Source organism: Microbacterium sp. IEGM 1404 (assembly GCF_030056775.1).
Classification (GTDB): Bacteria; Actinomycetota; Actinomycetes; order Actinomycetales; family Microbacteriaceae; genus Microbacterium.
Window position 1 is genome coordinate 965498 of record NZ_JASHKP010000002.1, and the last position, 26025, is coordinate 991522.

Annotated in this window: 25 protein-coding genes; 6 read left to right on the forward strand and 19 right to left on the reverse strand. The window is 70.1% G+C overall.

Translation table 11 applies throughout. The features are described 5' to 3' along the window. Positions 1 to 3 precede the first annotated feature (3 nt). The 10 genes from QM517_RS10220 to QM517_RS10265 all read right to left on the reverse strand — a co-directional run bounded on the left by QM517_RS10220 (position 4) and on the right by QM517_RS10265 (position 9318). A complete protein-coding gene (locus QM517_RS10220) occupies positions 4 to 786 on the reverse strand; it encodes a nuclear transport factor 2 family protein (RefSeq protein ID WP_283287167.1) in 783 nt (260 codons plus the stop codon). A 27-nt stretch (positions 787 to 813) separates the two neighbouring features. Then, positions 814 to 1848, reverse strand: a complete 1035-nt coding sequence (locus QM517_RS10225) for a sugar phosphate isomerase/epimerase family protein (protein ID WP_283287169.1) — start codon at positions 1846 to 1848, stop codon at positions 814 to 816. Between the two features lie 13 nt (positions 1849 to 1861). Beyond that, positions 1862 to 2962, reverse strand: a complete 1101-nt coding sequence (locus QM517_RS10230; protein ID WP_283287170.1) for a sugar phosphate isomerase/epimerase family protein — start codon at positions 2960 to 2962, stop codon at positions 1862 to 1864. Next, positions 2959 to 3366 carry a C-glycoside deglycosidase beta subunit domain-containing protein gene (locus QM517_RS10235; RefSeq protein ID WP_077051206.1) on the reverse strand — a complete coding sequence of 136 codons (408 nt, stop codon included), beginning with the start codon at positions 3364 to 3366 and terminating at the stop codon, positions 2959 to 2961. Before QM517_RS10235 ends, QM517_RS10230 begins: the two co-directional genes overlap by 4 nt. An 89-nt stretch (positions 3367 to 3455) precedes the next feature. Then, positions 3456 to 4970, reverse strand: a complete 1515-nt coding sequence (locus tag QM517_RS10240) for a GMC oxidoreductase (RefSeq protein WP_283287172.1) — start codon at positions 4968 to 4970, stop codon at positions 3456 to 3458. After that, positions 4967 to 5761 carry a TIM barrel protein gene (locus tag QM517_RS10245; protein ID WP_283287174.1) on the reverse strand — a complete coding sequence of 265 codons (795 nt, stop codon included), beginning with the start codon at positions 5759 to 5761 and terminating at the stop codon, positions 4967 to 4969. Before QM517_RS10245 ends, QM517_RS10240 begins: the two co-directional genes overlap by 4 nt. A gap of 15 nt (positions 5762 to 5776) precedes the next feature. Then, positions 5777 to 6148 (reverse strand): nuclear transport factor 2 family protein, encoded by a 372-nt coding sequence (locus QM517_RS10250; protein WP_283287176.1) that lies wholly within the window; start codon positions 6146 to 6148, stop codon positions 5777 to 5779. A 2-nt stretch (positions 6149 to 6150) separates the two neighbouring features. Beyond that, complete coding sequence (locus tag QM517_RS10255) at positions 6151 to 6987, reverse strand: carbohydrate ABC transporter permease (RefSeq protein WP_283287177.1); 837 nt, start codon at positions 6985 to 6987, stop codon at positions 6151 to 6153. 5 nt (positions 6988 to 6992) lie between these two features. After that, complete coding sequence (locus QM517_RS10260) at positions 6993 to 7946, reverse strand: carbohydrate ABC transporter permease (RefSeq protein WP_283287179.1); 954 nt, start codon at positions 7944 to 7946, stop codon at positions 6993 to 6995. Positions 7947 to 8025: 79 nt separating this feature from the next. Beyond that, positions 8026 to 9318, reverse strand: coding sequence for an ABC transporter substrate-binding protein (locus tag QM517_RS10265; RefSeq protein ID WP_283287180.1), 1293 nt, complete (start codon positions 9316 to 9318; stop codon positions 8026 to 8028). 225 nt (positions 9319 to 9543) lie between these two features. On the opposite strand from QM517_RS10265, the gene QM517_RS10270 reads away from it, so the two are divergent. From QM517_RS10270 to QM517_RS10285, 4 genes are all read left to right on the forward strand, one after another. Beyond that, complete coding sequence (locus QM517_RS10270; RefSeq protein ID WP_077051410.1) at positions 9544 to 10482, forward strand: LysR family transcriptional regulator; 939 nt, start codon at positions 9544 to 9546, stop codon at positions 10480 to 10482. 253 nt (positions 10483 to 10735) lie between these two features. Continuing rightward, positions 10736 to 11899, forward strand: a complete 1164-nt coding sequence (locus tag QM517_RS10275; protein ID WP_283287183.1) for an FAD-dependent monooxygenase — start codon at positions 10736 to 10738, stop codon at positions 11897 to 11899. Between the two features lie 19 nt (positions 11900 to 11918). Then, complete coding sequence (locus QM517_RS18660) at positions 11919 to 13355, forward strand: GH39 family glycosyl hydrolase (protein WP_283287184.1); 1437 nt, start codon at positions 11919 to 11921, stop codon at positions 13353 to 13355. A 14-nt stretch (positions 13356 to 13369) separates the two neighbouring features. Continuing rightward, on the forward strand, positions 13370 to 14002 hold the full coding sequence (locus QM517_RS10285) for a TetR/AcrR family transcriptional regulator (protein ID WP_283287185.1): 633 nt from the start codon (positions 13370 to 13372) through the stop codon (positions 14000 to 14002). A 45-nt stretch (positions 14003 to 14047) separates the two neighbouring features. Here the strand turns inward: QM517_RS10285 and QM517_RS10290 are convergent, their stop codons facing one another. From QM517_RS10290 to pcaH, 8 genes are all read right to left on the reverse strand, one after another. Beyond that, positions 14048 to 15523, reverse strand: a complete 1476-nt coding sequence (locus QM517_RS10290) for a C-glycoside deglycosidase beta subunit domain-containing protein (protein ID WP_283287186.1) — start codon at positions 15521 to 15523, stop codon at positions 14048 to 14050. 8 nt (positions 15524 to 15531) lie between these two features. Next, positions 15532 to 16833: a C-glycoside deglycosidase beta subunit domain-containing protein gene (locus tag QM517_RS10295; RefSeq protein ID WP_283287187.1), complete on the reverse strand. Its 1302-nt coding sequence runs from the start codon at positions 16831 to 16833 to the stop codon at positions 15532 to 15534. A gap of 179 nt (positions 16834 to 17012) precedes the next feature. Beyond that, entirely contained in the window at positions 17013 to 18254 is a 1242-nt protein-coding gene (locus tag QM517_RS10300; protein ID WP_283287188.1) for an MFS transporter, read from the reverse strand. A gap of 193 nt (positions 18255 to 18447) precedes the next feature. Next, positions 18448 to 18828 carry a 4-carboxymuconolactone decarboxylase gene (pcaC, locus tag QM517_RS10305; RefSeq protein ID WP_283287190.1) on the reverse strand — a complete coding sequence of 127 codons (381 nt, stop codon included), beginning with the start codon at positions 18826 to 18828 and terminating at the stop codon, positions 18448 to 18450. After that, positions 18828 to 19595: an alpha/beta fold hydrolase gene (locus tag QM517_RS10310; RefSeq protein ID WP_283287192.1), complete on the reverse strand. Its 768-nt coding sequence runs from the start codon at positions 19593 to 19595 to the stop codon at positions 18828 to 18830. The genes pcaC and QM517_RS10310 overlap by 1 nt, the downstream gene beginning before the upstream one ends. Next, positions 19592 to 20917, reverse strand: coding sequence for a lyase family protein (locus tag QM517_RS10315; protein ID WP_283287194.1), 1326 nt, complete (start codon positions 20915 to 20917; stop codon positions 19592 to 19594). Before QM517_RS10315 ends, QM517_RS10310 begins: the two co-directional genes overlap by 4 nt. After that, the gene (gene pcaG, locus QM517_RS10320) at positions 20907 to 21458 is read right to left on the reverse strand and encodes a protocatechuate 3,4-dioxygenase subunit alpha (RefSeq protein WP_077051192.1); all 552 of its coding nucleotides are present in this window, start codon (positions 21456 to 21458) and stop codon (positions 20907 to 20909) included. The genes QM517_RS10315 and pcaG overlap by 11 nt, the downstream gene beginning before the upstream one ends. Then, positions 21458 to 22270 (reverse strand): protocatechuate 3,4-dioxygenase subunit beta, encoded by an 813-nt coding sequence (gene pcaH / locus QM517_RS10325; RefSeq protein WP_283287196.1) that lies wholly within the window; start codon positions 22268 to 22270, stop codon positions 21458 to 21460. Before pcaH ends, pcaG begins: the two co-directional genes overlap by 1 nt. Positions 22271 to 22361: 91 nt before the next feature. On the opposite strand from pcaH, the gene QM517_RS10330 reads away from it, so the two are divergent. Both QM517_RS10330 and QM517_RS10335 read left to right on the forward strand, forming a co-directional pair. Continuing rightward, positions 22362 to 23114: an IclR family transcriptional regulator gene (locus QM517_RS10330; RefSeq protein ID WP_077051190.1), complete on the forward strand. Its 753-nt coding sequence runs from the start codon at positions 22362 to 22364 to the stop codon at positions 23112 to 23114. A 166-nt stretch (positions 23115 to 23280) separates the two neighbouring features. Continuing rightward, positions 23281 to 24462, forward strand: coding sequence for a 4-hydroxybenzoate 3-monooxygenase (locus QM517_RS10335; RefSeq protein WP_283287197.1), 1182 nt, complete (start codon positions 23281 to 23283; stop codon positions 24460 to 24462). A gap of 65 nt (positions 24463 to 24527) precedes the next feature. Here QM517_RS10335 and QM517_RS10340 read toward each other — a convergent pair whose 3' ends face one another. Continuing rightward, positions 24528 to 25964: an amino acid permease gene (locus QM517_RS10340; protein ID WP_283287318.1), complete on the reverse strand. Its 1437-nt coding sequence runs from the start codon at positions 25962 to 25964 to the stop codon at positions 24528 to 24530. Positions 25965 to 26025: the final 61 nt, after the last annotated feature.

A 26025-nucleotide genomic window follows, 5' to 3' on the forward strand; every position in this document is an offset into this window, starting at 1 on the left:
CTCCTAGGCGAAGGTGTCGACGAAGTGCTCGTGCGCGACCGGCGGCACGGGCTCGAGCTTCTGCGTCGTCTCGGGGCTGTAGGGGTGGTTCTTCGACGGCACCGGCTCGTCGGCCGGCGGCATGAAGACGGGCTTGCCGTCGTCGCCGAAGTACATGAGGTCGAGGTCGAACGCACCCTGGTTCTTCAGGCCGAAGCTGACCCAGTTCTCTTCGAAGGGGGCACGGGCGAGCTCGTAGCAGCGGAACTTCCAGAACTTCCACTCGCCGTCCTGCTTGAGGAAGTCGATGGCGTACTTGCACCACACCCAGTGCGCCCAGACCTTCTTGCCGAGTACCTCGTCGGGCGAGTACATGTCGGGGAACGCCTCGGCGACCCGGGGGTCGGTCAGGCCCGATTCGGTGCCGGCCATGAGCCAGACGCCCTTCGCGGTCTCACCGTCGGCGGCGACCTCGATCACCGGGGTGTTGGTGGTGTGGAGGATGAGCTTGCCCTCGGGGTGGGGGCGGCCGCGGTGGTAGTCGGTGACGCTCTTCCACGTCGTGTACTGACCGGCGTTGGTGTAGCGCGCGCGGATCCCCTCGGTGCCCTCCTTCACCCACATCGGGATGATCTGCTCGTCCTCGAACGCGTTGTGCAGGTGCATGTAGCGGTTGAACAGGTTCTCGACCTGTCCGCGGTCCTCGGCGCGCTGCGCGAGGGACTGGGCGGCCTCGACCTGCTCGCGCAGGCGCGCGATCTCGGCGACGAGGTCCGAGAGGGATGCCTCGGTGGTGGTGTTCGACACGGATACTCCTTCGTACGTGATGGGGTGTCAGGCCGGCTGGCGCGCGGCGACGGTCTCTTCGATGGCGGTGCGCATGAGCGCGTGCTGCTTCTTGACGAGGTCGATGGGGTCGCTCTCACCGAGATCGCTGAAGGCGTGGCCCTCCCACTCGCTGGAGAGGTAGCCCCGGTATCCCCCGTCGACGAACTGCTTCACGATGCGCGGGATGTCCATGGCGGGCTCCTGGCCGTCGGGCCCGATGTCGTAGAACTTCGCGTGGACGTGGAAGATCTGCGGCATGATGTCGAGCCACTCCTCCGGCGGCACCAGCCCGTGCATGTTGAACGCGAGGCGCGTGAACGGTCCGAATCGCAGCGGGTCGACACCCTCGCCCGAGAGGTAGTCCTCGAAGGTCTGGTTGCGCACGTGCATGGGGGCCGGCTCGTGCCAGATCTCGTCCATGACCGGGAAGTGCTTCTCGTCCATGCCCATCTGGCCGAGTGTGCGCAGCAGAGTCGGGGAGAGGGAGTGCATCGTCGAGGAGAAGTCGGCGGTGAAGCCGAGGCGGTCGCTGCCGAGCTCCTCGTACACCTCGCGGATCTCGAGCACCTTCGGGTCGTTCGGGCCGGAGGGCGCGTGGATCTCGTAGGCGAGCTTCTGGTCGTACTTCTCAGCGAGGGGCAGCAGACTGCGCAGCAGTTCCTTCCCCGCCGAGCGGATGACGACCGTGCGGAAGCCCAACGTGTGCGCCGACTTCAGCTGGCGGGCGAAGAACTCGTGCTCCTCGTCGGGCGTCATGTCGCGGTCCTTGCGGCGCCCCATGTCGAGGTTCGTGCCGACCGCGCTGGCCTCGAGGCCGTATCTCTCGAGCGAGTCGAACCACAGCTGCACGAAGTCGTCGTCCACGTCGGGGTACGACCGCAGCAGCTGCGCGAAGTTGAACTCGACGCCCGGGCCGATGCCCTGGTCGTGGACCTCGCGGATCAGCGTCTCGGGCGTGTACAGCCCCGCGGCGAACTCGCTCGTCATCGAGTAGAGGGTGGTCCCGAGCTGGATGCCGGTCCCGGCGATGCCGTCACTCATGGCGGGTGTCCTTTCAGGCGCGCACGGCGTGCGACAGGTGGGTGTCGAGGGTGCGCCGGGCCTCGGCGGCATCCGTGATCATGCGCGAGCCCGCGGCCGCGGCGGCCGTGCGCTGGATGACCTGCTCGGCGCGGATGATCTCGAACGGGCTCTGCCAGTGGTTCCAGTGCCAGCCCTCGTACTCGCTGGACACGGCGCCGCTGTAACCGTTGTCGACGAGAAGGGTGATGAGGTCGGCGACGGGCACCGAGGGCTCCTGGCCGTTCTCGTCGATGCCGAAGAACTTGCCGTGCACGTGCTTCACCCAGGGCATGATCTCGAGCCAGTCGTCGACCCGCGCCGGACCGAAGAGTCCGGTGCCGTTGATGCCGAGATCGATGCCGAGGTCGGGGCGGCCGTACTGGTGCGAGAGGCCGATGAAGCGGCCGAACCGCTGACCGTGGTCGGCCTGGTCGGCGGGCGGACCCTGCTCGTAGTACTCGTCCCACAGCGCGACGACGGCGGCGAGCAGCTCCTCCGACGCGCCCCGGCGGCGGTACGCCTCGAGGAGCGAGGGCGCGAAGCCGGTGACGGTGGCGCCCCAGTCCATCGTGAACCCGAGGAACGGCGAACCGACCTGCTCGTACCGGTCGCGGAGGGCGAGGATGCGCGGGTGCGAGGCGTACTGGTCGGCGTGCACCTCGAGCGCGAGGGTGACGCCGTACTCCTCGGCGATGGGGGCGAGGGCCTCCATCGAGTCGGGCGTCAGCGAGATCTGCACGCGCGCGATCGGGAAGCCGAGTTTCGCCGCCGCCGCGATCTGCCGGCGCATGTAGGCGATGAGCTCGTCCTGGTCCATGAGCTTGTCGGGGCGCAGGCCGATGTCGGCGTTGACCGCGAGCGAGGTGCGGACGAGGCCGACCTCGTCGATCAGGTCGGAGAAGCGCCCGGCGAAGTGGTCGTCGATGTCGGGGAACCCGCGGAAGCTGGAGAATCCGATGATCTCCAGGCCCGGCCCGAAGCCCTCGGCCGCGGTCTTGCGGATGAGCTGGTCGAGGTCGTACTGGCGCCCGTGGAACGCGCGGGTGAAGCTGTAGAGCGTGACGCCCTGGATGGGCGTGCCGAGCGCGGTCATGCGAGGGCCTCCTCGGCCTGACGAACCGTCATCGTCTTCGTGTCGTGCTCCTCGATGTGGAGCACCTCGTCGTCGGCGATGATGATGTACGGGATGTAGAGCGTCAGATCGACCCGGACCTCGTGCTCGCCGGCATCCAGCGCGAGGTCTCCCGAGAGCACGGCGGAGTCGGTGGGGAACCACCACTCCTGCGTGTTCGTCGTCATCTCGCCGAACGTGAACTCCTCGCCGTTCATCTCCCAGCGGAGCGTCTCGGTCGGGGCCTCGACCCCGTCGATCGTGAGCTTCGCCGCGGAGATGCAGGATGCCGGCAGCGCCCGGTACCAGGGGAGGCGGACCTCCACCGCCGCACGTCCGTCGCGGGCACGCAGCGTGCCCTGTTCGATGATGCGATCCGGGATCACCGCGACCTCCTCGTCGGTGCGGCCGAAGCCGCGAACTTCTTTGTTCTGATTTCTACACTCTATTGTCTGATTCTGGCATAAGCAAGGAATCAGGCGAGGGATGCCGCGATCGCGCGAGCCCCGCGGACCGCGAGCGCCACAGATGTCAGCGTGGGATTGCAGGCCGTCGCAGTCGGGATGACGCCGTTGCCGGCGACGAACAGTCCCGGAACGCCCCAGACCTGACCGTCGGTGTCGCACACGCTCTCGCCGTCATCGGCGGCACCCATGCGCGTCGAGCCCTGGTAGTGCAGCGACGACCCCAGCGGGAGGGTGAAGGGCCGGTCGCCGACCGGATCGCCGACCGCCTCGGCCAGACGCGTGATCTCCGCGCGGGCGCGCTCGATCACCTCATGGTCGCGGGCGGTGAGGGTGTAGTGGATGCGGGGAGCCGGCATCCCGTACCCGTCGACGTGCGCGTCGTCGAACTCGACGCGGTCGTCGGCCCGCAGGTCCTTCGCGCAGAACAGCCCGAGACCGACGATCGACCCCGGCACGACCGGGTCGTCCTCGGCGAGCGCGATCGGCGAGGCGTCGAGCTGCATGATCTGCCCGTGGAACGGCACGGCGTCGGTGAACGGCACCCAGCTGACGCCGCTGTACTCGGCGAGTCCGGTGGCCGGAGCGTCGGCCCCGAGGGGGGCGACGTCGCGCAGCCGCGACGCGAACACCACCTGCGCCTGGTCGTTGAGGTATCGGCCGAGGGCCGGCGGGCGCACGCCCGAGGCCCACAGCAGCTGCGGCGTCCGCAGCGCGTCGGCGGCGACGACGACCGCCCGCGCGGCGATCTCGTGCACCTCGCCCGAGCGCAGGTCGCGGACGACGACGCCCGCCGCGCGCCCGTCGGCGAGGACCACCGAGGTCACGAGCGACTCGTCGAACAACGAGAACGCCGGGTTCGCCCGCGTCACATCGCCCAGGACCACGTCCGACCCCGACCACACCAGGCGCCCGTCGTCGCGCCGGTGCACGGCCAGCGGCATCCGCTGCACCTTCGTCGCGTCCGTGCGTCCGTCGTCGACCGCGGCAGCCAGCCGTTCGCGCACGATCTCGCCGAACGGGGCGGAGTCGAAGGCGTCCCGCGTGACGCCGAGCAGACGCTCGGCCTCGGCGAGGAGTTCGTCCATGTCGGGGAGGAACCCGATGCGCTCGCTCTCGTTCGGCCACGGGCACGCGCCGGTCCAGTGGGCGGCCATGCCGCCCACGTTGCTCGACATCGCCGCGACCGGCAGGCCGTCCTCGCCCTCGAAGACGTAGCCGTCGTCGAGCAGGAACGTTCCGGGACGCGCCCCGCGCACCCCGGCCTTGGCGGCGCCGGGGCTGGCGACCTTCGTTCCCCGCTCCCCCGGGCCCTCCGACGCGACCTGCGCACGCGTGCGCTCGGCAGGCTCGGCGATGTTCTTCACGTGCGCGCCGGGCGGGTCGGACACGGTCGGACCCACCTCGAACATCGCGACCGTCAGGTCCGGCGCGCGCTCCGAGATCACGCGGGCGTACGCCGCGCCCGTAGGGCCGCTGCCGACGATCGCGACGTCGACCGACGCGGGGTACTGCCGCCCGCTCATGCCGTGCGCCCCAGCTCGACGATGTGGGCGACGGATGCCGCGGACTCGGTCGTGGGGTAGTACTCCAGGCCGATCGGCCCGTCGTAGCCGCTCGCGCGCAGCAGGCGGAAGCGCTCGGCCCAGTCGAGGTCTCCCGTCCCCGGCTCCCCGCGCCCGGGGGCGTCGGCGAGCTGCACGTATTTGACGAGGTCGCCCGCGTTCTCGAGCTCCGCCTCCATGTCCTCGCCCTCGACGGCCGAGTGGTAGATGTCGTAGAGCACACCGAACTGCGGCGAGTCCACGCCGCGCGCGACGTAGACGGCCTCGGACGTGCGGTCGAGCAGCGAACCCGGGTGGTCGACGCGGACGTTCACGGGCTCCAGCACGAGCGTGACGCCCGAGCCGTCGATCTGCGCGACGGCCTTCCGGTAGATCTCGATCAGCTTGTCCAGCTGCACCTGCCGCTTCCAGCCGCCGAAGCCCGTGCCGCTGCCGACGACGATGCGGGCGCAGCCGAGGTCCTGCGCGATCGCGACGCCCTCGTCGAGCTTGCGGTAGAACTCCGAGTGGTCCCACGGCGGGATCATGAACTGCGTCCGCGGCTCGGCGAGCTGCGCGGTGAGCTGCGTGCCGGTCTCCTCCAGCGCAGCCTTCAGGGCCGGGAGGTCCTTCGGGGTCGCGGGGGCGTCCACGCCGGTCGGACCCCAGATCTCGACGGCGTCGAAACCGGCCGCGGCCGCCGCGCGCACGCGGTCGTGGTATTCGCCGGCCTCGGTGAAGAGCAGTTCGATGTTGGGGGCGAGCTGATACATGGAGGTCTCCTGGGGTCAGAACATCGGGTGATCGTGGACGGCATGCCCGGGGACGGGCTGCAGCACGTCCCAGTGCTCGACGATCCGGCCGTTCTCGAATCGATAGATGTCCGCGACGGCGGCGTCGGGGGCGCCGGGGCGGGAGGCTTTCACGTGGACCATGGCCAGGTCGCCGTCGACGAGGATCCGCTGGATCTCGAACCGGGAGTCGGGCGTGCCGGCGAACTTCGGCGTCAGCATCTCGATCGCCGCGGCAGGGCCGTCGGGCACGTTCGGGTTGTGCTGGATGTAGTCGTCGGACACCAGACGGGCGAAGGCATCCCCCACTCTCTTCTGCGTGTAGAAGAGGTCGCAGAATGCTTCGAATGCGGCACGGTTGCCGGTCATGGTCAGCCCTTCAGCCCGCCGGCGAAGCCCTGGATGAAGCGCTTCTGGGCGAACAGGTAGAAAGCGAGGATGGGGATCATCGAGATGATGACGATCGCGAAGATCTGGTTCCACTGGGACACGAGCGAGCCGATGTAGTAGTACATGGCGACCGGGAGCGTCTGCGCCTTGGATCCGCCGAGGAATATCAGCGACGTGAAGAAGTCGTTCCAGACGATCAGGCCGGCGAGGATCGCGACGGTTCCCGTGGCCGGCGACATCAGCGGCAGCACGATGCGGAAGAAGATCTGCGTGCGGCTGGCTCCGTCGATCGCAGCGGCCTCCTCGTACTCGGTGCCCAGGCCCCGGAAGAAGCCGGCGTAGAGGAAGATCGCCAAGGGCATCAGCATCCCCGAGTAGAGGAGGATCATGCCCCACGGCGTGCCCGTCAGTCCGAGGGTGCGGGCGCCGATGTACAGCGGGACTGTGCCCAGCTGAGTGGGCAGGACGATCGCGATGAGGAACAGGTAATAGACGGCGCGGCTCCAGCGGCGGGTGCTGCGGGCGATGACATAGCCGGTGAGGGACCCGAGCAGGACCAGGAGCAGGATGCTCCCCGCCGTGATGATGACGCTGTTCACCAGGCCCAGCACGACGTTCGAGTTGCCCGTCGCGGTCAGCACCTTCGTGAAGTTGTCGAGAGAGGGAGCCGTCGGCAGCGCCAGCGGCGACGAAGAAACGCTTTCCTGGTCGCCCTTGAGCGAGATCGTGACGAGCAGGTAGAACGGTGCGAGGTAGAGAAGGGCGACGATCCAGAAGCCGACTTCGCGCAGCGCCGAGAGTTTGGTGTAGCGGAACATGGGGTTCAGTCCTCCGCGGAACGGCCCTGCCCGACGCGCTGCTGCACGACGGCGAAGACCAGGATGATGAGGGTGAGCAGGAGCGCGAGGGCCGCGCCATAGCCGAAATTGCCCAGCGAGAACGCCTGCTTGTAGACCTCTGTCGCCAGCGTCGCCGTGGCGTTGGCCGGGCCTCCCCCGGTCAGCGCCATGATCTGATCGAAGATCCGCAGGCCGTTGACGAGCCCGAGGGTCGTGGCGATAGCGACAGCGGGGCGGATCGACGGCAGAGTCACGTGCCAGAAGCGCTGCCAGAGGTTCGCGCCGTCGATGGCCGCGGCCTCTTCGATCTCGACGGGAACGGCCGCGAGCCCGGCCATGTAGATGACCATGGCGAACCCGATGTTCTGCCAGACCACGACGATGAGGACGGTCCAAATCGCCCAGGTCGGGTCGGCGAGCCACGACCGGGCGAGGTCTCCGAGACCCACCGCGCGCAGCAGGATGTTGAGCGGGCCGTCGAACTGGAAGATGAACTTCCAGATGTAGGAGGTCGCGAGGGGGCTGAGCACCACGGGCATGAAGAACAGGGTGCGCAGGATGTAGCGGGTCTTCAGGACGCGGTTGAGGCCGATCGCGATGCCGAGTCCGGCGACGTTGGAGAGGATCACCGAGCCGAACGCGAGGAAGAGCGTGTTGCCCAGGGCCGCGACCTTGGTCGGATCCGCGAAGATCTTGCGGAAGTTGTCGAACCCGACGATGTCGAAGTCGCCGATGCCCGTCCAGTTGGTGAAGGCGAAGAAGCCTCCGACCGTGGTGGCGACGTAGTGGATCGAGAGAACCATGAGGATGCCGGGCAGCGCCCACCACCAGTAGCCGAATTTCAGCAGGCCGGGGCGACGGGGGCGGGGCCGGCGCCGGTTCCCCGCGCGGCGCGGCACGATCACCGCTTCGGTTTCGGAGTGCAAGGTGGCGGTCATCTCATCCTCTGTGACGTCATCGTGGGGGGATGGGGACAGCGCCGGTCGGAGCCGACGAGGCTCCGACCGGCGCGGGAGGTCACTGGTCCCAGGCGGTGTCCAGCGAGGCGAGCACCGAGTCGACCGTGCTCTGACCGGTCAGTAGACCCTGGACACCCGTGGCCAGCGCGTCGTAGACCGAGGCGTTGGGCCAGTCGGAGTTGGCCAGCGGCGTGAAGTCACCGTTGTTGAGCAGGTCGGCGACGTCGGCGTAGATCGTGCTCGACAGGTCGAGCGACGACAGTCCGCTCACGGGGAGGCCACCGGAGGCCTGGGCGAACAGGTCGGCCTGCGCCGGCTCGGCCAGCCAGTCGAGGAACTTCTTCGCGGCCTCCTTGTTGGGGGAGGCGGCGTTGATGCCGAGGGAGTAGGTGGGGCTGGCCACACCGTAGGCCTTGTCGCTGCTCTTGGCCGGGGGGAACGCCTCGGCGATGAACTTCTGATCGGGGGCCGCCTTCTGCAGCTCCGACGCCGATCCGAGCGGTCCGAAGAAGCCGACGGTCGAGCCGGAGCTCATGCCGTTGGTGATGGCGTCGAAGCCGGCGCCCTCAGCGCCTCCCTGGAAGCAGCCCGAGTCGTACAGCTTCTTGACGGTCTCGAGGGTGTCCTTCCAGCCCTGGCTGTCGGCGAAAGTGACCTTGCCGTCGAGGCGTTGCTGGTTCCAGTCCGGGGTCTCCGCGTAGACGCGGGTGGCGGCGATGATGGATGCCGTGATGCCGGCGTTCGGCACGGTCGAACCGGCCAGCACGAACAGCGTCTTGCCGGCGGAGGCCGCGGTCTGGCACTGCTGGAGGAGGGTGCTCTCGTCCTTGGCGAACGTCGTGATGCCTGCCGCGGTGGCGGCGGTCTGGTTGTAGACGATGCCCGCGTACGAGATGCCGAGCGGCTGGCCGTAGACCTTGCCGTCGACGGTGACGAGGTTCTCACTGCCGGCCGGGATCATGCTCGCGGCGGTGTCGTCGAGCGGCTCGAGGAAGTTGGCCTTGGCCAGCGGGATGACGCTGCGAGTCTGGCCGCTGCCGGCCTCGGTCTCGAGGACGTCGGACGCGTTGCCGGCCTGCAGCTGGGTGCGAAGGGTGTCGCCGTAGGTGTCGTTCGGCTGCGGGTTGAGCGTGATCTGCACGTCGGGGTTCGCCGCCTGGTATTCCTTCGCCAGGACCTCGAACGGGCTCTCGATGTTGTTCGACGTGGCGTACGTGAGGGAGAAGGAGTTCGATCCTCCCTGCGAGGCATCGCCAGAACCCGAACCGGAGCAGCCGGCGAGGACCAGGGCTGCGGTGGCGGGGAGAGCGATGAGACCTGCGATCCGCGAAGCGCGGCGGGATTGAGTCATGGCCAGCCTTTCTGACGACGTTGTCGGCGGCTCCTTCGGTGGAGCGCCTGTGCTGTGATCCTCAGTATCAAGGGGATGCGCCGAAAAAGCACATAAGTGTCGTAGATAGAGCACATAAGGCCCGCCCGGGCGTATGGCATCCACCCCCGCGATAACTCACGTGCGGCACATAGACCCCGTGGATACACTGGCGTCACGCATATCCGAGCGAAGGATCACATCGTGGTGACCGATCATGCGACGCTGTCGCGCCTCGACCTCAACCTGCTCATCGCGCTCGACGCGCTGCTCACCGAGCGGAGCGTGACGCGGGCGGCCGACCGGCTGCACCTCAGCCAGCCCGCCCTCAGCGCCTCGCTCGCGCGGCTGCGCACGCACTTCAACGACCAGATCCTCGCGCGGCGCGGGAACACGTACGAGCTCACGCCGTTCGCGGTGCGTCTCACCGATCACACGAGCACGGCCCTGGAGGCCGCCCGGCGCGTCTTCGAGAGCCAGGCGTCGTGGTCGCCCGCCGAGTCGACCCGCGAGTTCTCGATCTACGGCTCCGACTACGGCTTCGTCACCGTGGGCACCGTCGTCTCGCAGCTCGCCGCCGAGCAGGCCCCCGGGGTCCGGTTCCGCTACATGCTGCACAACCCCGGCATCGTCGAGGACGCCGCCAACCGCCTCCGCTCCGCCGACGCCATGGTCATCCCGCACGGTCCGGTCTCGGAGCTGCCCTACCTCGACCTGTGGCAGGACGACTGGCTCGCCGTCGTCTCCGACGACAACGACGAGGTCGGGGAGTCGCTGACGATGCAGAACCTCGCCGACATGCCGTGGGTGCTGACGTTCCAGTCCCGCTCGGCGTTCACCTCGGCCGCGCGCCAGATCCAGCAGCTGGGCGTCGAACCGCACATCGAGGTGGTGCTGGAGAGCTTCCTCCCGGTGGGGCACTTCGTCAGCGGCACGCGCCGCGTGGGTCTCGTGCAGTCGGCTCTCGCTCCGCACCTGCTGCGCATCGGCGGCATCCGCGTCGTGCCCCTGCCGTTCGCCGCGACACCGATCGTGAGCGCGCTGTGGTGGCATCCCTCGCACAACCGCGATCCCGAACACGAGTGGATGCGCGGACTGTTCGCCGAGGCCGGCCGCCGGGTCGCCGCGGGGCACGCGCCGCACTGAGTCCCGCTCTCCTGCATAAACGCGATTCGCGCACATAAACACGGTGTGCACGCGTTTCCACGCGCGAATCGCGTTTATGCCTGGGTAGGGGTCGGCTATCAGTGATCGTGATGGAGCGCATCCGGATGCCACCGCGCCCATCGCTGGCCATCCTCGGCGCCCCCTGGCTACGGTGAAAATCAGAACCAACGTCCTGATTCTGTAAATCGCGCGTTCGTCCCCCTCCCGATGCCCGCTCAGTGAGGAGCACCCCATGGCACAACCGTTGCGCATCCTTATCGTCGGCGCCGGGATCGGAGGCCTGAGCACGGCCTCGGCCCTCGCCCGGATCGGCGCGGAAGTCGACGTCATCGACGACAAGCCCGAGATCAGCGTCGCCGGCGTCGGCTTCGGCCTGCGCATCAACGGCCTCCGCGCGGTGCGCGACATCGGTCTCCTCGAAGACGTGCTCGCGATCGGCCACCCCGCGCCCGGGATCGACAACTACGACGCCGACGGCACGCTCCTGAGCACCATGAGCTACGGCACGCAGGATGAGGGGCTCCCCGGCTGCGTGACGATGTCTCGCATCGCCTTCCTCGAGCTCGCCGCGAAGCACGCCCTCGACAACGGCTGCACCTTCCGGATGAGCACGACCGTCACCGACATCGCCCAGGATGCCGACACGGCCACGGTCACGTTCAGCACGGGCGACCGCGCCGACTACGACCTCGTGCTCGGTTTCGACGGCCTCCACTCGCAGATCCGTCGCGAGTACTTCGGCGAGAAGTACGCTCCCCGCCCCGTCGGCGGAGTGGCGTGGCGCGCGGGACTCCCGAACCGCCGCAAGATCATGCAGCCCATCATCTGCCAGGGCTACGGCGGCAAGATCATGCTGACGCCCCTGTCGGAAGACCTCATGTACATGGTGCTGACCGTGGCGGAGGAGGGGCGCCCGCGTTACGACGCCAGCAAGATGGCCGAGATCATGCACGATCGTGCGGCCGCGCTGACCCGCGGGTCGGAGTTCCTGGCCGATGCGCTCGAGGACGTCCGCCACGCCGAGAACGTGGCCTACACGCCCTATTCGACCGTGTGGGTGCCGTACCCGTGGTTCCGCGGCCGCGTGATGATCCTGGGCGACGCGGCGCACACGATGACCCCGTACCTCGGGTCGGGGGCGGCGATGAGCATCGAGGACGGCGTCGTGCTCGCGCAGGAGCTCGCGAAGGACCAGTCGCTGCTCGACGCGCAGCTGAACTTCATGAAGCGCCGCCTTCCGCGCGTGCGCGCGGTGCACGAGAGGTCGATCGAGTCGATGCTCGAGGAGTTCGACTCCGTCACCGAAGAGACCTACCGCGCCCGCATCGACCACCTCCGCCACGACGAGCCGATCGCCAATGAGTACGCGAACCGCCTCCTGCGGATGCCCTACTGAGACCCCCGAGGAGACGCCCGTGTCGCACACCCCCACCCGCACCCTTGTCGTGGATGCCGCCCGGGAGAGCGCCTTCCGTCCGCTGAACGGCGTGGGCGGCGTCCCCGGCCCCGTCGAGGGATACCCCGAATTCCCCGACATGACGCCGCTGTGGCGGGAGGCGGGGGTGGCGGTCGTCCGCTCGTTCGACTGGGTGTCGCGCCTCGACACCCGCGACAACCCCACGAGCCTGTTCCCCGACTGGAGCGCCGACCCCGACGACCCGGCGAGCTACAACTTCACCGCGACCGACGAGTGGGTGGAGGCGGTGCACGCGATCGGCGCGGAGGTCCTGTTCACGGTGGCCAGTTCCATCCCGAAGAACAAACTCCCGGCCGAAGACGTCGAGCTCTACGGCAGGGTCGTCGAGCACGTCGTCCGCCACTACTCGGCAGGGTGGGCGGGCGGACCCGCGAAGCCCGTCCGCATCTACGAGTTCGGCGACCAGCCCGACTTCGGCCCCCTGCACTTCGGCGGGCGCCCCGAAGAGTTCTACGCGATGTACCGCGCGTTCTGCGAGGCGGTTTCCCGCGTCGACCCCTCCCTGACGGTCGGTGGGCCGTCCCTCGCCTTCGCGCTCGAGGCCGACGCGCCCTACCGCGAGGGCTTCCTGGAGTTCGTGCGCGAGAACGACCTCCCCCTCCACTTCTTCTCGTTCCTGTGGTTCACCGACGGCAGCCGCGATCCGCTGGACTACCGCTACGTCGCCCGCGAGCTGCGGACCGTGCTCGATCGTCACGGGTTCACCGATACCGACCTGACGCTCTCGTACTGGAACTACCTCGCGGTGCCCAGCAGCTCGGCCCCGGCCGCCGAGAAGGGCGCGTTCCAGGTCGCGACGGCGATCGCGCTGCAGGACACGGTGATCGACCACGCGTTCTTCTTCCGCGCCGACAGCGGCCGCGACCCGCACTACGGTTTCGTCGACCCGGGCGGCGTCGGAGACGTGGACGGCACCCCCGACGAGCGTTCCCGCGCACTGGCCCTGGCCGGACGCGCCCTCACCGGGCGACGCCTCGCCGCCTCGGGCGGGGACGAGTCGGGCCTGGCCGTCGCCGCCGGACGCGACGGCGACACCGTGCGCGTGCTGGTGTCGAACTACGTCGCCCCCGACAGCGCCCTCGCCCCGCGCGAAGAGGACCGCTTCACCTTCCGCATCCCGATCGGCGAGCAGCGGATCGAGCTGGGCCTGACCCTGCCCCCGCAGCGCCCCGACCTGGCATCCGCCGGGGTCGAATCGGCTCGGATCCAGGTGCAGAACCTCCCCTGGACGGATGCCATCGTGCACGCCACGATCACGTCCCTGGACGGCGTGGTCGAGGGTCCTCACCCGGTGACGGTGTCCGCCACCGGCGCCCTCCAGCTCGATGTGCCCCTGCCGCCGCAGTCTGCGATCCTCGTGGAACTGACGGCGTGAGCACAGGGGGTCCCGTGAGCGGCGTATCGGAGCCCAAGCAGCAGCGCAGCCGCGACTCGTTCGCGAAAGTGCGCGCCGCCGTCCTCGAGCTCCTGCACGAGCGCGGGACCGGTCAGTTCTCGCTCGCGGAGGTCAGCGCGCGGGCCGGCGTGTCGATCGGGTCGATCTACGGACGGGTGCCGGGCAAGGCGGAGCTGCTGCGGGCCGTCCAGACCCAGGAGTTCGATCGCCTCGACGCCGAGACCGAGCAGCGCGTGAGCGCGGCGGGGGTCGGGGCCGCGAGCTTCGCGAGCGCAACGGCCGAGATCGTCAGGGCCTACGCCGGGATCTTGCGCGAGAACCGCGACCTGTTGTCGCCCTTCTTCCTCCTGGGGGTGGAGGATGCCGAGATCCTCGCGCGCGGGCGACGCTCCGGTGACGCGGGGCAGGCGGTCTTCCTCCGCGCGCTCTTCGCCGCCGCCGCGGAGCACGGCGTCGACCTCCCGACGGAGAGCGCCGTCTGGGCGTTCGAGATCTTCTACAGCCTGTGCGTGCGGTACCTCGGCCTCGGCGTGACGGCGACCGCGAGCCCCCACGACACCTACGCCTGGCCCGACCTCCTCGAGCGCCTCTCGCGCACGGTGTACCTGACGATCGCGGCGGGCTGACCCGGCGCGTGGCCGCTCACCGGCCGATCCGGCTCCCGCGCGCCGCTACCCCACCGGCACCGCCCGCATCGCCGACCGGATGAGGTCGTGCTGGCGCCGCACGAGCAGCAGCGGGTCGACCTCGCCGAGTTCGGCGAAGGCGTGCCCCTCCCACTCGCTCGACCAGAAGCCGCGGTATCCGCCCTCGACGAACACCCGCACGAGCTCGGGGTAGTCGATCGCGGGCTCCCGGCCGTCGTCGTCGATGTCGTAGAACTTCGCGTGCACGTGCAGGATCTGGGGCATGATGTCGGCCCACTCCCGGGGGTCGACGTGCCCGTGCATGTTGAACGCCAGGTGCGCGAACGAGCCCAGGCGGCCGGGGTCGAAGTCACGCCCGCGCAGGTACGCGAGGAACTCCTGCTGACGCGCCTGCATGGTGGCATCCGTCGCCCAGATCTCCTGGAGACGCGCGACCGCTTCGTCGTCGAGCCCCGCGCGACGGACCGCTCGCAGCAGCGTCGGCGACATCGCGTGCATGGTGGACGAGAAGTCGGCGACGAAGCCGAGCAGCGGCGAGTCCAGCTCGGCATAGGTCTCGCGCACCCGCAGGATCGGCTCGGCGTTCGGGCCCATGGGTGCGTGGATCTCGTACGCGAGCTTCAGCTCGAGGTCCTCCGCGATCGGCAGCAGCCGGCGTAGCAGCTCGGGCTTGGCCGACTGGATGCGCACGAGCGGGAACCCGAGCTTCTTGGCGCCCTCGAACATGAGGGTCGAGAACTCGAACTCCTCGTCGGGGGTCATGTCGCGATCGCGCCGGCGCCCCATGTCGAGGTTGGCGCCGAACGAGCTCTCGACGAACCCGTGCCGGTCGAACGCCGCGCGCCACGTGCGCACGAAGTCGTCGCCGACCACCGGGTAGGTCGGGACCATCTGGGATGCCACGATCTCGATGCCGGGGCCGATCCCGAGATCCGCGACCCGGTCGAGCAGGCCGTCGAAGTCGTACCAGCCGGCGCGGAACTCCGCGCTCGCGGAGTAGAGCGTCAGACCGAGCAGGAACGGGTCGTCGTCGGTCGCGGGCGGCGCGGGAACCGTCTCGTGCACGAGAGCCGGGGGTACGGCATCCGTCTCGACGACCGTCAGGGACTCCACGTCGTGGACCACGTTCGGCACGTACATGCCGGGGCCGCCGTCCTGGCCGGGCGCGATCTGCATGTAGGGCAGGCGCAGCTCGCCGTGCAGCACGACGTCGTGGGTCTCTCCGAGCGCGACGGGTTCGACCCGTCGGACCACCAGCAGCGGGTGCTCCTGCAGGAACCACAGCGTCTCGCTCTGCTCGGGCAGCTCGTCGAGGCCGTAGCGGCGCTCGCCCAGCTCGAACCGGAGGTCGTCGGCATCCACCGCCTCTCCGTCGATCGAGAGCGCGAGCGAGGTGACCGACGAGAGCCAGAGGCTGCGGTACCAGGGAATGGTCAGCCGGAGCGCGAGCCCGTCGGGGTGGGTGCGGAGGCTGTCGGCGTGGAGGAGTCCGTTGGGCATGACGCGCCTCAGAGCCGGTCGGCGATCTGGCGGATGAGCGAGTGCTGGCGGCGCACCTGCTCGATCGAGCGCCACGGTTCGCGCTCCCCCTCGTACTCGCTGGAGAGGTAGCCGGTGTACCCGGCGTCCTTGAGCGCGCGGAGCACCGGCTCCCAGGGGATCTGCTTGTCGTCGAGCTCCTCGTCGATGTCGTGGAACTTCGCCTGGATGAACACGACGTTCTCGATCACGTCGAACACGTCGTTGGGGTCGACGTGGATGCCGTCGAGGAACGCCGGACGCCGACCCGGCAGCTCGCCGACCTTCAGCGGGATCGGGCGGTCCTGGAAGATCCCGGTGTCCAGCAGCAGCCCGAAGTGCTTCGTGCCGGTGCGGCGGATGAGGGCGATGTAGTCCTCGACCACCTCGTGCTTGATCGGGGTGGGCGAGTGGATCTCGGGGCAGATGATGACGTCGAGCTCCTCCGCGAGCGGGAGGGAGGCCTCCACGGCCTCGGTCCAGATCGGGTGGGGGACGAGGTCGCTGGACACGACGCCGATCTTCGGCCGGACGAACCGGAAACCGAGGCGCTTCGCCAGACGCAGGTCGCGCTGCAGGACGGCGGCGCCCTCTTCGGCGGTCATGTCGCGGGCGTTGGGGCCGCTGGAGTGCAGGCGCGTGTCGATCCACGAGCCGTAGTTCGTCGGCTCGAGGCCGTACTTCTGCAGCAGCGCGAACCACTGCTCGACCCACTCGTCGGAGGGGTTCGGGTAGTTCGGGATGTGCGCTTCGCCGAGGATCTCGAGGCCCGTCGCGCCAAGGTCGGCGATCGAGGCCATCGCGGTCTCGAGGTCCAGGACCGTGCCGAAGTCGCTCATGTAGCTGTACAGCGAGACGCCGTACCGGAAGGGGGCACCGGATGCCTCGGGCGCGAGCGTGACGTGCTTGGTCACGCGGTACGTGCTGGGCTGGTGCTCCTGCGGGATGTACGACATGCGCAGCCGGAGCTCGATCGACAGCTCGTGCACGCCGTCGGGCAGACCGCCGGCGAGCGGCACGGTGATGATCGCCGCGTCCTCGAGCGGCCAGCGCACGCCGTCGCCGTCCCACAGCTCGGCGAGCGTGTACTGCCGTCCCTGCAGCGTCCACAGCGGCACGTCGGGGGCGACGTCGACGAGCCCGGGGATGCTCACGCCGATCCCGTCGATGAGGGACGCGGCCATGCCGCGGTACGACGGCATGCGGACGCGGAACTGGAAGCCGGTGATCTCGTCGCCCTCGCGGACGTTGCGGAATCCGACGGACTGGATGAGGTCTCTTTCGAGAAGCATCGTCGCTCACTCTCTGTGGGGTTCGCCTTCGACGCTACCCTCTTATGCCTCATTCAGACATAAGCGTTCCTGATCCCGCGCATCAGCCGACGTCCGGCGGGCTCGCGCAGGCGTGAGTCGCCAAGATTTGTCGCCTCGGTGCGCCGAGAAGCGATAAATCCTGGCGACTCACGCGTCTGTCAGGCGGTCTCGCGGGCGCGAGCGTCCTCGGAGGGCGAAGCGACGGCGTCCGGGCGACGCGTCGCGACGAACGTCGCGACCGCCACGGCGACCGCCGCGACGCCGACGACGCCCACGGCCGTCGTCAGCCCACCGAGGGCGGCGGCGAGGATCCCGATGAGGATCGGCGTCAGGAACTGGCCGAAGAAGAATGACGCCGTCCACAGGCCCGTCACCCGCCCGCGCTCGGCGAAGGTCGTGGTGGCGACCACCCACCGCAGCAGCGTGGGCAGGACGAGTCCCGAACCGAACGATGCGACGATCGCCCCCGCCACCACGCCCGGGACGCCCGGCACGATCCAGATGACGAGGAGGCCCACGGCCTGGAGTCCGAACGCGATCGGCAGCAGGCGCACGTCCAGCCGACGAGCGAGGGTGGCGAAGAGGATGCCGCCGGCGGCGGTCGCCAGGGAAGCGACGGCGGCGACGGCGCCGATGACCGCGGTGTCGTCCGCGGCGACGCCGGCCCCGACCAGCAGGTAGCTCACCTCGATGATCACGACGTAGAACGTGAAGCCGCCGAACACCGTCACCAGCAGCCGTGCGCCGATGCGCCGCCACGGGACCGCGACGCGCTCGGAAGCCTCCCGCGCCGACGCGCCCGAGGCCGCGCGCGGCTCCCACAGCAGGAAGAACATGGGGATCGCGAGGACGAGGCTCACCGCGTACACCCAGAACGGCGTGTGCCACCCGCCACCGCCGAGCGCACCGCCGAGCGCGATGAACACGGTGGCGGCGAGGGTGGTGACGACGGTCTGCGCGGCGAGGTAGCGGTTGCGACGCTGGTCGTGGAAGTAGTCGACGATGAGCGCGGTGCAGACGGTCATGATCGCCGCCTCGCAGATGCCCACCAGCACACGGCTGACGAGGATCTCCGTCAGGCCCTCCATCCACGCCGGAGCGGTGCCGACGAGGGCGTAGACCACCATGGCGACGAGGAGCAGGGGTTTGCGTCCCACCCGATCCACGATCTGCCCCGCGAAGGGCGCCATGAGGGCGATGAACAACGCCGGGAGGGCGACGATCATCGGAACGAGGACCTCGGACCCCGGCGTCGCGGCGAAGTGCGCCGAGAGCTGCGGGAGCACGGGGGTGATGAGCACGGAGCCCAGCACCGGCATGCAGCTCCCGGCGAGGAGCAGGATGCCCTGGGCGGTTCCCGCGCGGTGGATACGGTGCGTGGTGGTGGAAGCGGACGTCATCGTCGGATCTCCTTAGACCGGACCGCCTCGCGTCGTCGCGAGGACGCCTCCATTGGACGCCCGTACCGCCCGTCGCGGGAAGCGCCGATCACTGATCCCCGCTATCGCTCTCCCCGATGCGCCCCGCCCCCGCGCGCGTGAGTCGCCAAGATTTGTCGCCTCGGCACGCCGAGAGGCGACGAATCTTGGCGACTCACGCCTCTGAGTGGAACACCTCGGAGGCGATGCGGAACGCCGTGTTCGCGGCGGGGACGCCCGAGTAGATCGCGGACTGCAGGATGACCTCGCGGATCTCGTCGATCGTCAGGCCGTTGCGGATCGCGGCGCGCAGGTGCATCGCGAGCTCCTCGTGGTGCCCGTGCGCGATCAGCGATGACAGCACGGCGATCGAGCGGGAGCGGCGGTCGAGCCCGGGCCGCGACCAGATGTCGCCCCAGGCGACGCGCGTGATGAAGTCCTGCCAGTCGGCGGTGAGCTCGGTGGCGGCGGCGGTCGCGCGGTCGACGTGCGCGTCCGAAAGCACCTCGCGGCGCACCGTCATGCCCTGGTCGTGGCGCTCCTGGTCGGTGGCCATCAGGCGTCCTCTCCCGAGACGGTGGCGAAGAACGAGCGGAGGACGGATGCCACGGCCTCCGGCTGCTCCGCGGGCGGCAGGTGTCCCGCGTCGTCGATGCGCACCGCACGCCCCCGCACGACACCGTCGGCGATCTCGACGGCCTTCTCCTCGGGCGCGACGGCGTCGAACTCGCCCCAGGCCGCGAGCACCGGCACCCCGATCGCACTGAGCGACGACCGCACGTCGTACGCGGCGAGCGCCTCGCAGCAGCGGGCGTAGCTCTCGTCGTCGGCGTCCTGCAGGGCGTGCAGCAGTCGTCCGCTGAGTTCGGGGCGCCGGGCCATCGAGTCGGGGGCGAACCAGCGCTGCGCCGAACCGATGATGAGGCTCGAGGTGCTCTGCGTGCGCGCCTGCGCGGCCCGCGCGGTCCACGACTCCGCGTCGCCGAGCTTCGCCCCGGATGCCACGATCGCGGCGGCCCGCAGCCGTCCGCCGTGGCGCAGCGCCAGCTCGAGGCCCGTGGCCCCGCCGAGCGAGACGCCGGCGTAGAGGAACGTCTCGTCGGGGACCGCCGCGGCGACGGCGTCGGCCAGGTCGGCGACGGTGAACGGGCCGGTCGCCACGGGACCGGCGCCGTGGCCGGGGAGGTCCCACGCCGCGACGCGGAAGTCGTCGGCGAGGAGCGGCACGACGTCCTCCCACAGGATGGTCGAGGTGCCGAGCGACGGCCCCAGCACGACGAGCGGGGCGTCGGCGGGGCCGACGGGGGCGGTGAGCGCGATCATCGGGGATCCTCCGTACGGGCCAGGCGCGGCGCGAGGCCCACGTAGCCGGCGGGGTCGAGCAGCGCGTCGATGTCGAGGTCGCGGGTCTCGGGCAGCGCGCGCAGCGCCTCCCCGAGGTCGCCGTCGCTGCCGACGAGCGCCGCGAAACGGTCGGCCCCGATCAGCGGGACGAGCACGCCGCGCAGCCGTTCGCTGACGATGCGGCCGCCGGTGAGGGCGAGGTTGCGGGCCACGGCATCCGTGTCCACGCGCAGATGCGCCGCGAGCGAGGACGCGTGCCACGACGCACCCAGCGCGAGGCGCAGCAGTTCGCGCATCGTCGGCCATTCCGCGTGCCACGCGCCGTCGGGGCGCTCGTCGACCGCGAGGGCGGATGCCAGGTGCAGCGTCGCGGCCAGCTGCGGCGCACGGAGAGCGGCGGAACGGATCAGCACGGCCTCGGCCGGATTCTGCTTCTGCGGCATGGCCGAAGACCCGCCGCCCGTGCCCTCGGCGACCTCGCCGATCTCGGTGCGGCTGAGCGTCGCGACGTCGGCCGCGAACACGCCGAGCGCGTCGACCGCCTGTGCCAGCGCGTCACCCAGCTCGGTCACGGGCCAGCGCGTCACGTGCCACGGCGCGTCGGGGGCATCGAGCCCCGCGGCCTCGGCGTACGCCGCGGGCAGGGCGGCCGCGGCATCCACCGATCCCGTGATCTCCACGAACGACGCGAGGGTCCCGGCGGCCCCGCCGAGCTGCGCGGGGAAGACGAGCGCATCCAGACGCGCCAGAGACCGACGGATGCCGCGCTCCCACGCGGCCGCCCGGGCACCGACGGTCGTCGGCACGGCGTGCTGCGTGAGCGTGCGGGCCGCGGCGACGGTGTCGGCGTGCGTCTCGGCGAGGCTCCGCAGCCACTGGCCGGTGTGCGTGAGGGAGGCGATCACCTGCGCGACCGCGGCGCGCGCCACGATCATCGCCGCGGTGTCGAGGATGTCCTGGCTCGTCGCCCCGCGGTGGATCCAGGGGCGGCATTCGGCGGGCACACGGCCCTTCAGCTCGCCGACGAGCGGGATCACCGGGTTGCCGCCGGCCACCGACGCGGTCGCGAGCGCGTCCAGATCGATGCCGAGCGAGGGCGAGCCGTACTTCTCGTCCAGGCCGAACGCGTGGTCCACGGCGACCGCGACCTCGCGGGGCGCGATCCCCCGGTCGGCGTACGCCGTCACGAGGGCGCATTCCGCACGCACGAGCGCGTCCAGGTACGCCCGATCCGAGACGAGGCTGTCGTGACCGACGGTCGCCGGCGAGAGGAGGCCGGCGTCGAGGGGGTCAGAAGGCAAGGAAGACCGTCTCCTTCTCGCCCTGCAGCCGGATGTCGTGGTGGAGGTGTCCGTCGGGCGTACGCGTCGCCACGAGGCTAGCGCGCTCCTCCGCGTCGAGCGAGGACAGCAGCGGGTCGGCGGCGAGCGCGGTGTCGTCGCCCGGCACGTAGATCCGGGTGTGCAGCTTGTTCGGGAGCCCTCGAGCGAACACGATGGCCGCGAAGAAGGCCGCCGTGCCGCCGGGCTCGCGGGTCCAGAACTCGAAGTGCCCCTCGTCGTTCGTGAAAGCGCGACCGAAGCCGGTGAACGTGTGGTCGTCGCGGCGGAACGCGCCGCGCGCGCGGGGCACCGAGCCGTCGGCATCCGCCCCGAAGATCTCGACGAGGGCATCGGGGATCGGGGCCCCCGCGCCGTCGTACACGGTGCCGCCGAGCACGATCGCGCCGGGCGAGTGCGGGAAGACGACCTCGTGCTGCTTCGGGAACTCCAGGCCGTACGCGAAGAACGGGCCGACCGTCTGACCGGGGGTGGCGCGGTGGGTCTTGGCGGGCGTGCTCATCACTCGTCGCCCTCCTGTTCGAAGTACGTCTGATCGGGGCCGTCGACGACGATGTCGAAGCGGTAGCCGGTGGCCCACTCGGGGGAGGTGAGGGCGTGGTCGTAGACGCCGACGAGGGCGTCGCGGTCCTTCTGCCGGTGGATGCTGTTGTAGATCGGGTCGAGCGCGAACAGCGGGTCGCCGGGGAAGTACATCTGCGTCACGAGGCGCTGCGTGAACGACGTGCCGAACACCGAGAAGTGGATGTGGGCGGGACGCCAGGCGTTCCGGTGGTTCTTCCACGGGTAGGGGCCGGGCTTGATGGTCGTGAAGGCGTACTCGCCCTGGTCGTTGGTGACCGCGCGGCCGGCGCCGGTGAAGTTCGGGTCGAGCGGGGCGGGGTGCTGGTCGCGCTGGTGGATGTAGCGGCCGGCGGAGTTGGCCTGCCAGATCTCGATCAGCTGGTTCGCGAGCGGCCGCCCCCACGAGTCGAGCAGGCGTCCGCGCACCGTCAGGCGCTCGCCGAGCGGCTCGCCGGCGTGCTGCAGCGTGAGGTCGGACTCGATCGCCGCGACGTCGCGCTGCCCGAAGGCGGGCGAGAACAGCTCGATCGTCTCGGGGTCGACGAGCTTCGGGTTCTTCGTGGGGTGGCGGAGCACGCTCGACCGGTACGCGGGGAAGTCGTAGGCGGTCGCCGGCACATGCTCGCCCGCGGCCTCGCGGGCGTCGAGGGCGGCGTGCGCGGCCTGGATCTCGCGGGTGATCTCGTCCTGCGTCGCCTGGTCGGGGGCGGCGAGCAGCGACTCGGGTGCGGCTGCGGGGGTGCGGGTCATCGGGTCTCCTTCGACCGCTCCATGCTCCGGCACGCGCCGGTACGCGCGCCAGTGCGTTCCCGCTGAATGGGAGTCATGGCATCCTGAGTCCATGGCGAACTCCCCCTCGGGCGACTCGGTGACCGACCGCCTGGTGCGCATCCTCGAGACCTTCACCCCCACGCGCACCGCGCAGACGACCGCCGAGATCGGCCGCCGGGCCGGCCTGCCGAGCTCGTCGGCGCACCGGATCGTGAACGAACTCGTGGATGCCGGACTCCTTGAGCGCGACGAGGAGAGACGCGTGCGGGTAGGCATGCGCCTGTGGGAGCTGGCGACCCGGTCGTCGCACGCGCTGCGCCTGCGGCAGGCGGCGCTGCCCTTTATGGAGCGCGTGCAGCAGCGCGTGCGCGAGCACACGCAGCTCGCGATCCTCGAGCAGGACGAGGCGCTGTTCCTCGAGCGGCTCAGCGCGCCGGACTCGGGGGCGAACATCACGCGCGTCGCGGGGCGGCTCCCCCTGCACGCCTCCTCGTCCGGGCTGGTGCTGCTCGCATTCGCCCCGCACGACCTGCAGGAGCGGGTGCTCCGTCAGCCGCTCGCCCCCGTCACGCCCGCGACGATCACCGACCCCACCGTCCTGCGCCGCACGCTCGCCGAGATCCGGACGCTCGGCCGGGTCATCGCCCCGGGCTACGTCGACGAGGTGTCCACCGGTGTCGCGGTGCCCGTCCGCGACGAGACCGGCGCGGTCATCGCGGCGCTGTCGGTGGTGCTGCCGCGCGACGCCGAGACGCAGTTCGCCCTCGGCGAGCTGCACCGCGCCGCCCGCGACACCGAGCGCGCCCTCGGCTACCGCCGCTGACCCCGCTCGTTCGCGCGAGTCGCCAAGATTTGTCGCATCCGGCGCCCGAGAAGCGACAAGTCCTGGCAACTCACACGGGGGGAAGGCGGCCCGTTCATCGGGAATCGCGCAGCGATGGGGAGGCGATCCGGCGATCATCGGGCGGGTACCCGTCGAAGGAGACGCCATGACCCCCACCGTCCGCACCCGTGTCGCGATCGTCGGCGCCGGCCCCGCGGGACTCCTGCTCTCGCACCTCCTGGATGCCGCCGGCATCCCCTCCGTCGTCATCGACCAGCGCTCGCGCGACGAGATCGAGAGCACGATCCGCGCCGGCATCCTGGAGCAGGGCACGGTCGAGCTGCTCGACACCCTCGGCGACGCGTCGCGCGTGCGCACCGTCGGACACCGCCACGACGGCATCGAGCTGCGCTTCGCCGGCGAGGGCCACCGCATCGATTTCGCCGACGCCGTGGGCCGCGCCGTCTGGCTGTACCCGCAGCACGAGGTGCTGAAGGACCTCATCGCCGCGCGCCTCGCCGCGGGGCAGGACCTGCGGTTCGGCGTCACGGCCGACAGCGTCGTGGATGCCGAGACCGACCGCCCGCGCGTGATCGCCCGGGACGCCGACGGGCAGCCGTTCGAGATCGAGGCGGAGTTCGTCGTCGGATCCGACGGGTCGCGCAGCGTCGCCCGCGCCGCGGTGACCGGGTCGAGCACCGGCGGCTACTTCCGCGAGTACCCGTTCGCGTGGTTCGGCATCCTGTGCGAGGCGCCGCCGAGCTCGGACGAGCTGATCTACAGCAACTCCCCCGACGGCTTCGCGCTGATCAGCCAGCGATCCGCGACCGTGCAGCGGATGTACTTCCAGTGCGATCCCGAGACCGACACCGCCGCGTACTCCGAAGCGCAGCTGTGGGACGAGCTGCAGAAGCGCGTGCCCGGCACGACGCTGACGCAGGGGCCGATCTTCCAGCGCGATGTGCTGCGCTTCCGGAGCTTCGTCGCCCACCAACTGCTCCGCGGTCGGGTCGCGCTCGTCGGCGACGCGGCCCACACCGTCCCGCCCACGGGCGCGAAGGGCATGAACCTCGCGGTCGCCGACGTGCGCCTGCTCGCCGAGGCCCTGCGCGCGCTGCTCCTCGAGGGCGACGACCGCGCGCTGCTGACGTACCCCGAGCGGGCGCTGCGCCGCATCTGGAAGGCGCAGCACTTCTCGTGGTGGATGACGAGCCTGCTCCACGTGGCCCCGGATGCCACCGACTTCGACCGCCGCCGCCAGCTCGGCGAGCTGCGCTCGGTGGTGGAGTCGGAGCACGGCCGCGCGTACCTGGCCGAGGCCTACACGGGCTGGCCGTTAGGCGCGTGAGTCGCCAAGATTTGTCGCCTCGGCTCGCCGAGAAGCGACAAATCTTGGCGACTCACGCGAACGGGCTACTCCTTCGAGAACGGGGAGGGCACCACCGGCACCGTGCCGGTGTAGCCCTCGCGCTCCTCGGCGAGCTCGGCGATGCGCTTGCGGCACGCGAACCAGCCGATCGCGATGCAGATGCTCGCCCCCAGCGCGACGAGCGCGGTCGCGGGCGAGTCCACGAACACCAGCACGAGCACGATCGCCAGGAACGCCAGGGTCAGGTACCCCGTGTAGGGAGCCCAGAACAGCCGGAACTTCGGACGCACCAGCTCACCGCGGTCGGTGAGGCGCTTGAACTTCATCTGGCAGAGCATGATGGTCGCCCAGGTGACGAGGATGCCAACGGCGGCGACGTTCAGGACGGTCTCGAACGCATCGCTCGGGGCGACGAAGTTGATGACGACGCCGAAGAGCGCGACGAACGCCGTGATCGCGATGCCGCCGTACGGCACGCCCGCCTTGTTCATGCGGGCGGCGAACCTCGGAGCGGAACCGGCCACCGCCATCGACCGGAGGATGCGGCCGGTGGAGTACAGCCCCGCGTTCAGCGACGACAGCGCCGCGGTCAGCACCACGAGGTTCATGATCACGTCGACGCCGGGCACGCCGATCGAGGCGAAGAACGTCACGAACGGGCTCTCGTCCTTCGAGTACGCGGTGAAGGGCAGCAGGAGCGACAGCAGCAGCACCGAGCCGACGTAGAACACCGCGACGCGGATGATGACCGAGTTGATCGCGCGCGGCATGACCTTCTCGGGGTTCTTCGTCTCGCCCGCGGCCGTGCCGATCAGCTCGATCGAGGCGTAGGCGAACACGACGCCCTGCATGAGGATGATCGCGGGCAGGATGCCGTTGGGGAAGAAGCCGCCGTTGTCGGCGATGAGCGAGACCCCGACGGGGGCTCCGGTGGGCGTGCCGAAAACGACGAAGTAGATGCCCACCAGCAGGAACGCCACGAGGGCCGTGACCTTGATGAGCGCGAACCAGAACTCCAACTCGCCGAACACCTTCACCGACACGAGGTTGACCGCGAGCACGGTGACGAGGGCGGCGAGCGCCCACACCCACTGCGGGACGGCGCCGATCCACGGCACGTACTTGCCGAAGAAGTTCATGTAGAGCGCTGCCGCGGTGATGTCGACCATCGTCGTCGTGGCCCAGTTGATCCAGTAGAACCAGCCCGACACGAACGCGGCCTTCTCGCCGAAGAACTCCCGCGCGTACGAGACGAACGAGCCCGACGTGGGGCGGTGCAGCACGAGCTCCCCGAGCGCGCGGAGGATGAAGAACGCGAAGAGCCCGCACACGGCGTACGAGAGCACGATCGCCGGACCCGCCTGCGCGAGGCGCCCTCCGGCGCCGAGGAACAGGCCGGTGCCGATCGCGCCGCCGATGGCGATCATCTGCACCTGACGCGAACTCAGGCGCTTGTGGTACCCCTCGTCCTCGAGGTGCACGGTCGAGGTGGTGGTCGGCTCGGCAGCGCCGCCGGAGCCCGCGGGAGTGGTGTCAGTCACC

Excerpts from the sequence above, each read along its gene's own strand:
- QM517_RS10225 (WP_283287169.1), bottom strand. The coding sequence starts at position 1,848 with ATGAGTGACGGCATCGCCGGGACCGGCATCCAGCTCGGGACCACCCTC.
- QM517_RS10230 (WP_283287170.1), bottom strand. The coding sequence starts at position 2,962 with ATGACCGCGCTCGGCACGCCCATCCAGGGCGTCACGCTCTACAGCTTC.
- QM517_RS10240 (WP_283287172.1), bottom strand. The coding sequence starts at position 4,970 with ATGAGCGGGCGGCAGTACCCCGCGTCGGTCGACGTCGCGATCGTCGGC.
- QM517_RS10245 (WP_283287174.1), bottom strand. The coding sequence starts at position 5,761 with ATGTATCAGCTCGCCCCCAACATCGAACTGCTCTTCACCGAGGCCGGC.
- QM517_RS10250 (WP_283287176.1), bottom strand. The coding sequence starts at position 6,148 with ATGACCGGCAACCGTGCCGCATTCGAAGCATTCTGCGACCTCTTCTAC.
- QM517_RS10255 (WP_283287177.1), bottom strand. The coding sequence starts at position 6,987 with ATGTTCCGCTACACCAAACTCTCGGCGCTGCGCGAAGTCGGCTTCTGG.
- QM517_RS10260 (WP_283287179.1), bottom strand. The coding sequence starts at position 7,946 with ATGACCGCCACCTTGCACTCCGAAACCGAAGCGGTGATCGTGCCGCGC.
- QM517_RS10265 (WP_283287180.1), bottom strand. The coding sequence starts at position 9,318 with ATGACTCAATCCCGCCGCGCTTCGCGGATCGCAGGTCTCATCGCTCTC.
- QM517_RS10275 (WP_283287183.1), top strand. The coding sequence starts at position 10,736 with ATGGCACAACCGTTGCGCATCCTTATCGTCGGCGCCGGGATCGGAGGC.
- QM517_RS10290 (WP_283287186.1), bottom strand. The coding sequence starts at position 15,523 with ATGCCCAACGGACTCCTCCACGCCGACAGCCTCCGCACCCACCCCGAC.
- QM517_RS10295 (WP_283287187.1), bottom strand. The coding sequence starts at position 16,833 with ATGCTTCTCGAAAGAGACCTCATCCAGTCCGTCGGATTCCGCAACGTC.
- QM517_RS10300 (WP_283287188.1), bottom strand. The coding sequence starts at position 18,254 with ATGACGTCCGCTTCCACCACCACGCACCGTATCCACCGCGCGGGAACC.
- pcaC (WP_283287190.1), bottom strand. The coding sequence starts at position 18,828 with ATGGCCACCGACCAGGAGCGCCACGACCAGGGCATGACGGTGCGCCGC.
- QM517_RS10310 (WP_283287192.1), bottom strand. The coding sequence starts at position 19,595 with ATGATCGCGCTCACCGCCCCCGTCGGCCCCGCCGACGCCCCGCTCGTC.
- pcaG (WP_077051192.1), bottom strand. The coding sequence starts at position 21,458 with ATGAGCACGCCCGCCAAGACCCACCGCGCCACCCCCGGTCAGACGGTC.
- pcaH (WP_283287196.1), bottom strand. The coding sequence starts at position 22,270 with ATGACCCGCACCCCCGCAGCCGCACCCGAGTCGCTGCTCGCCGCCCCC.
- QM517_RS10330 (WP_077051190.1), top strand. The coding sequence starts at position 22,362 with ATGGCGAACTCCCCCTCGGGCGACTCGGTGACCGACCGCCTGGTGCGC.
- QM517_RS10335 (WP_283287197.1), top strand. The coding sequence starts at position 23,281 with ATGACCCCCACCGTCCGCACCCGTGTCGCGATCGTCGGCGCCGGCCCC.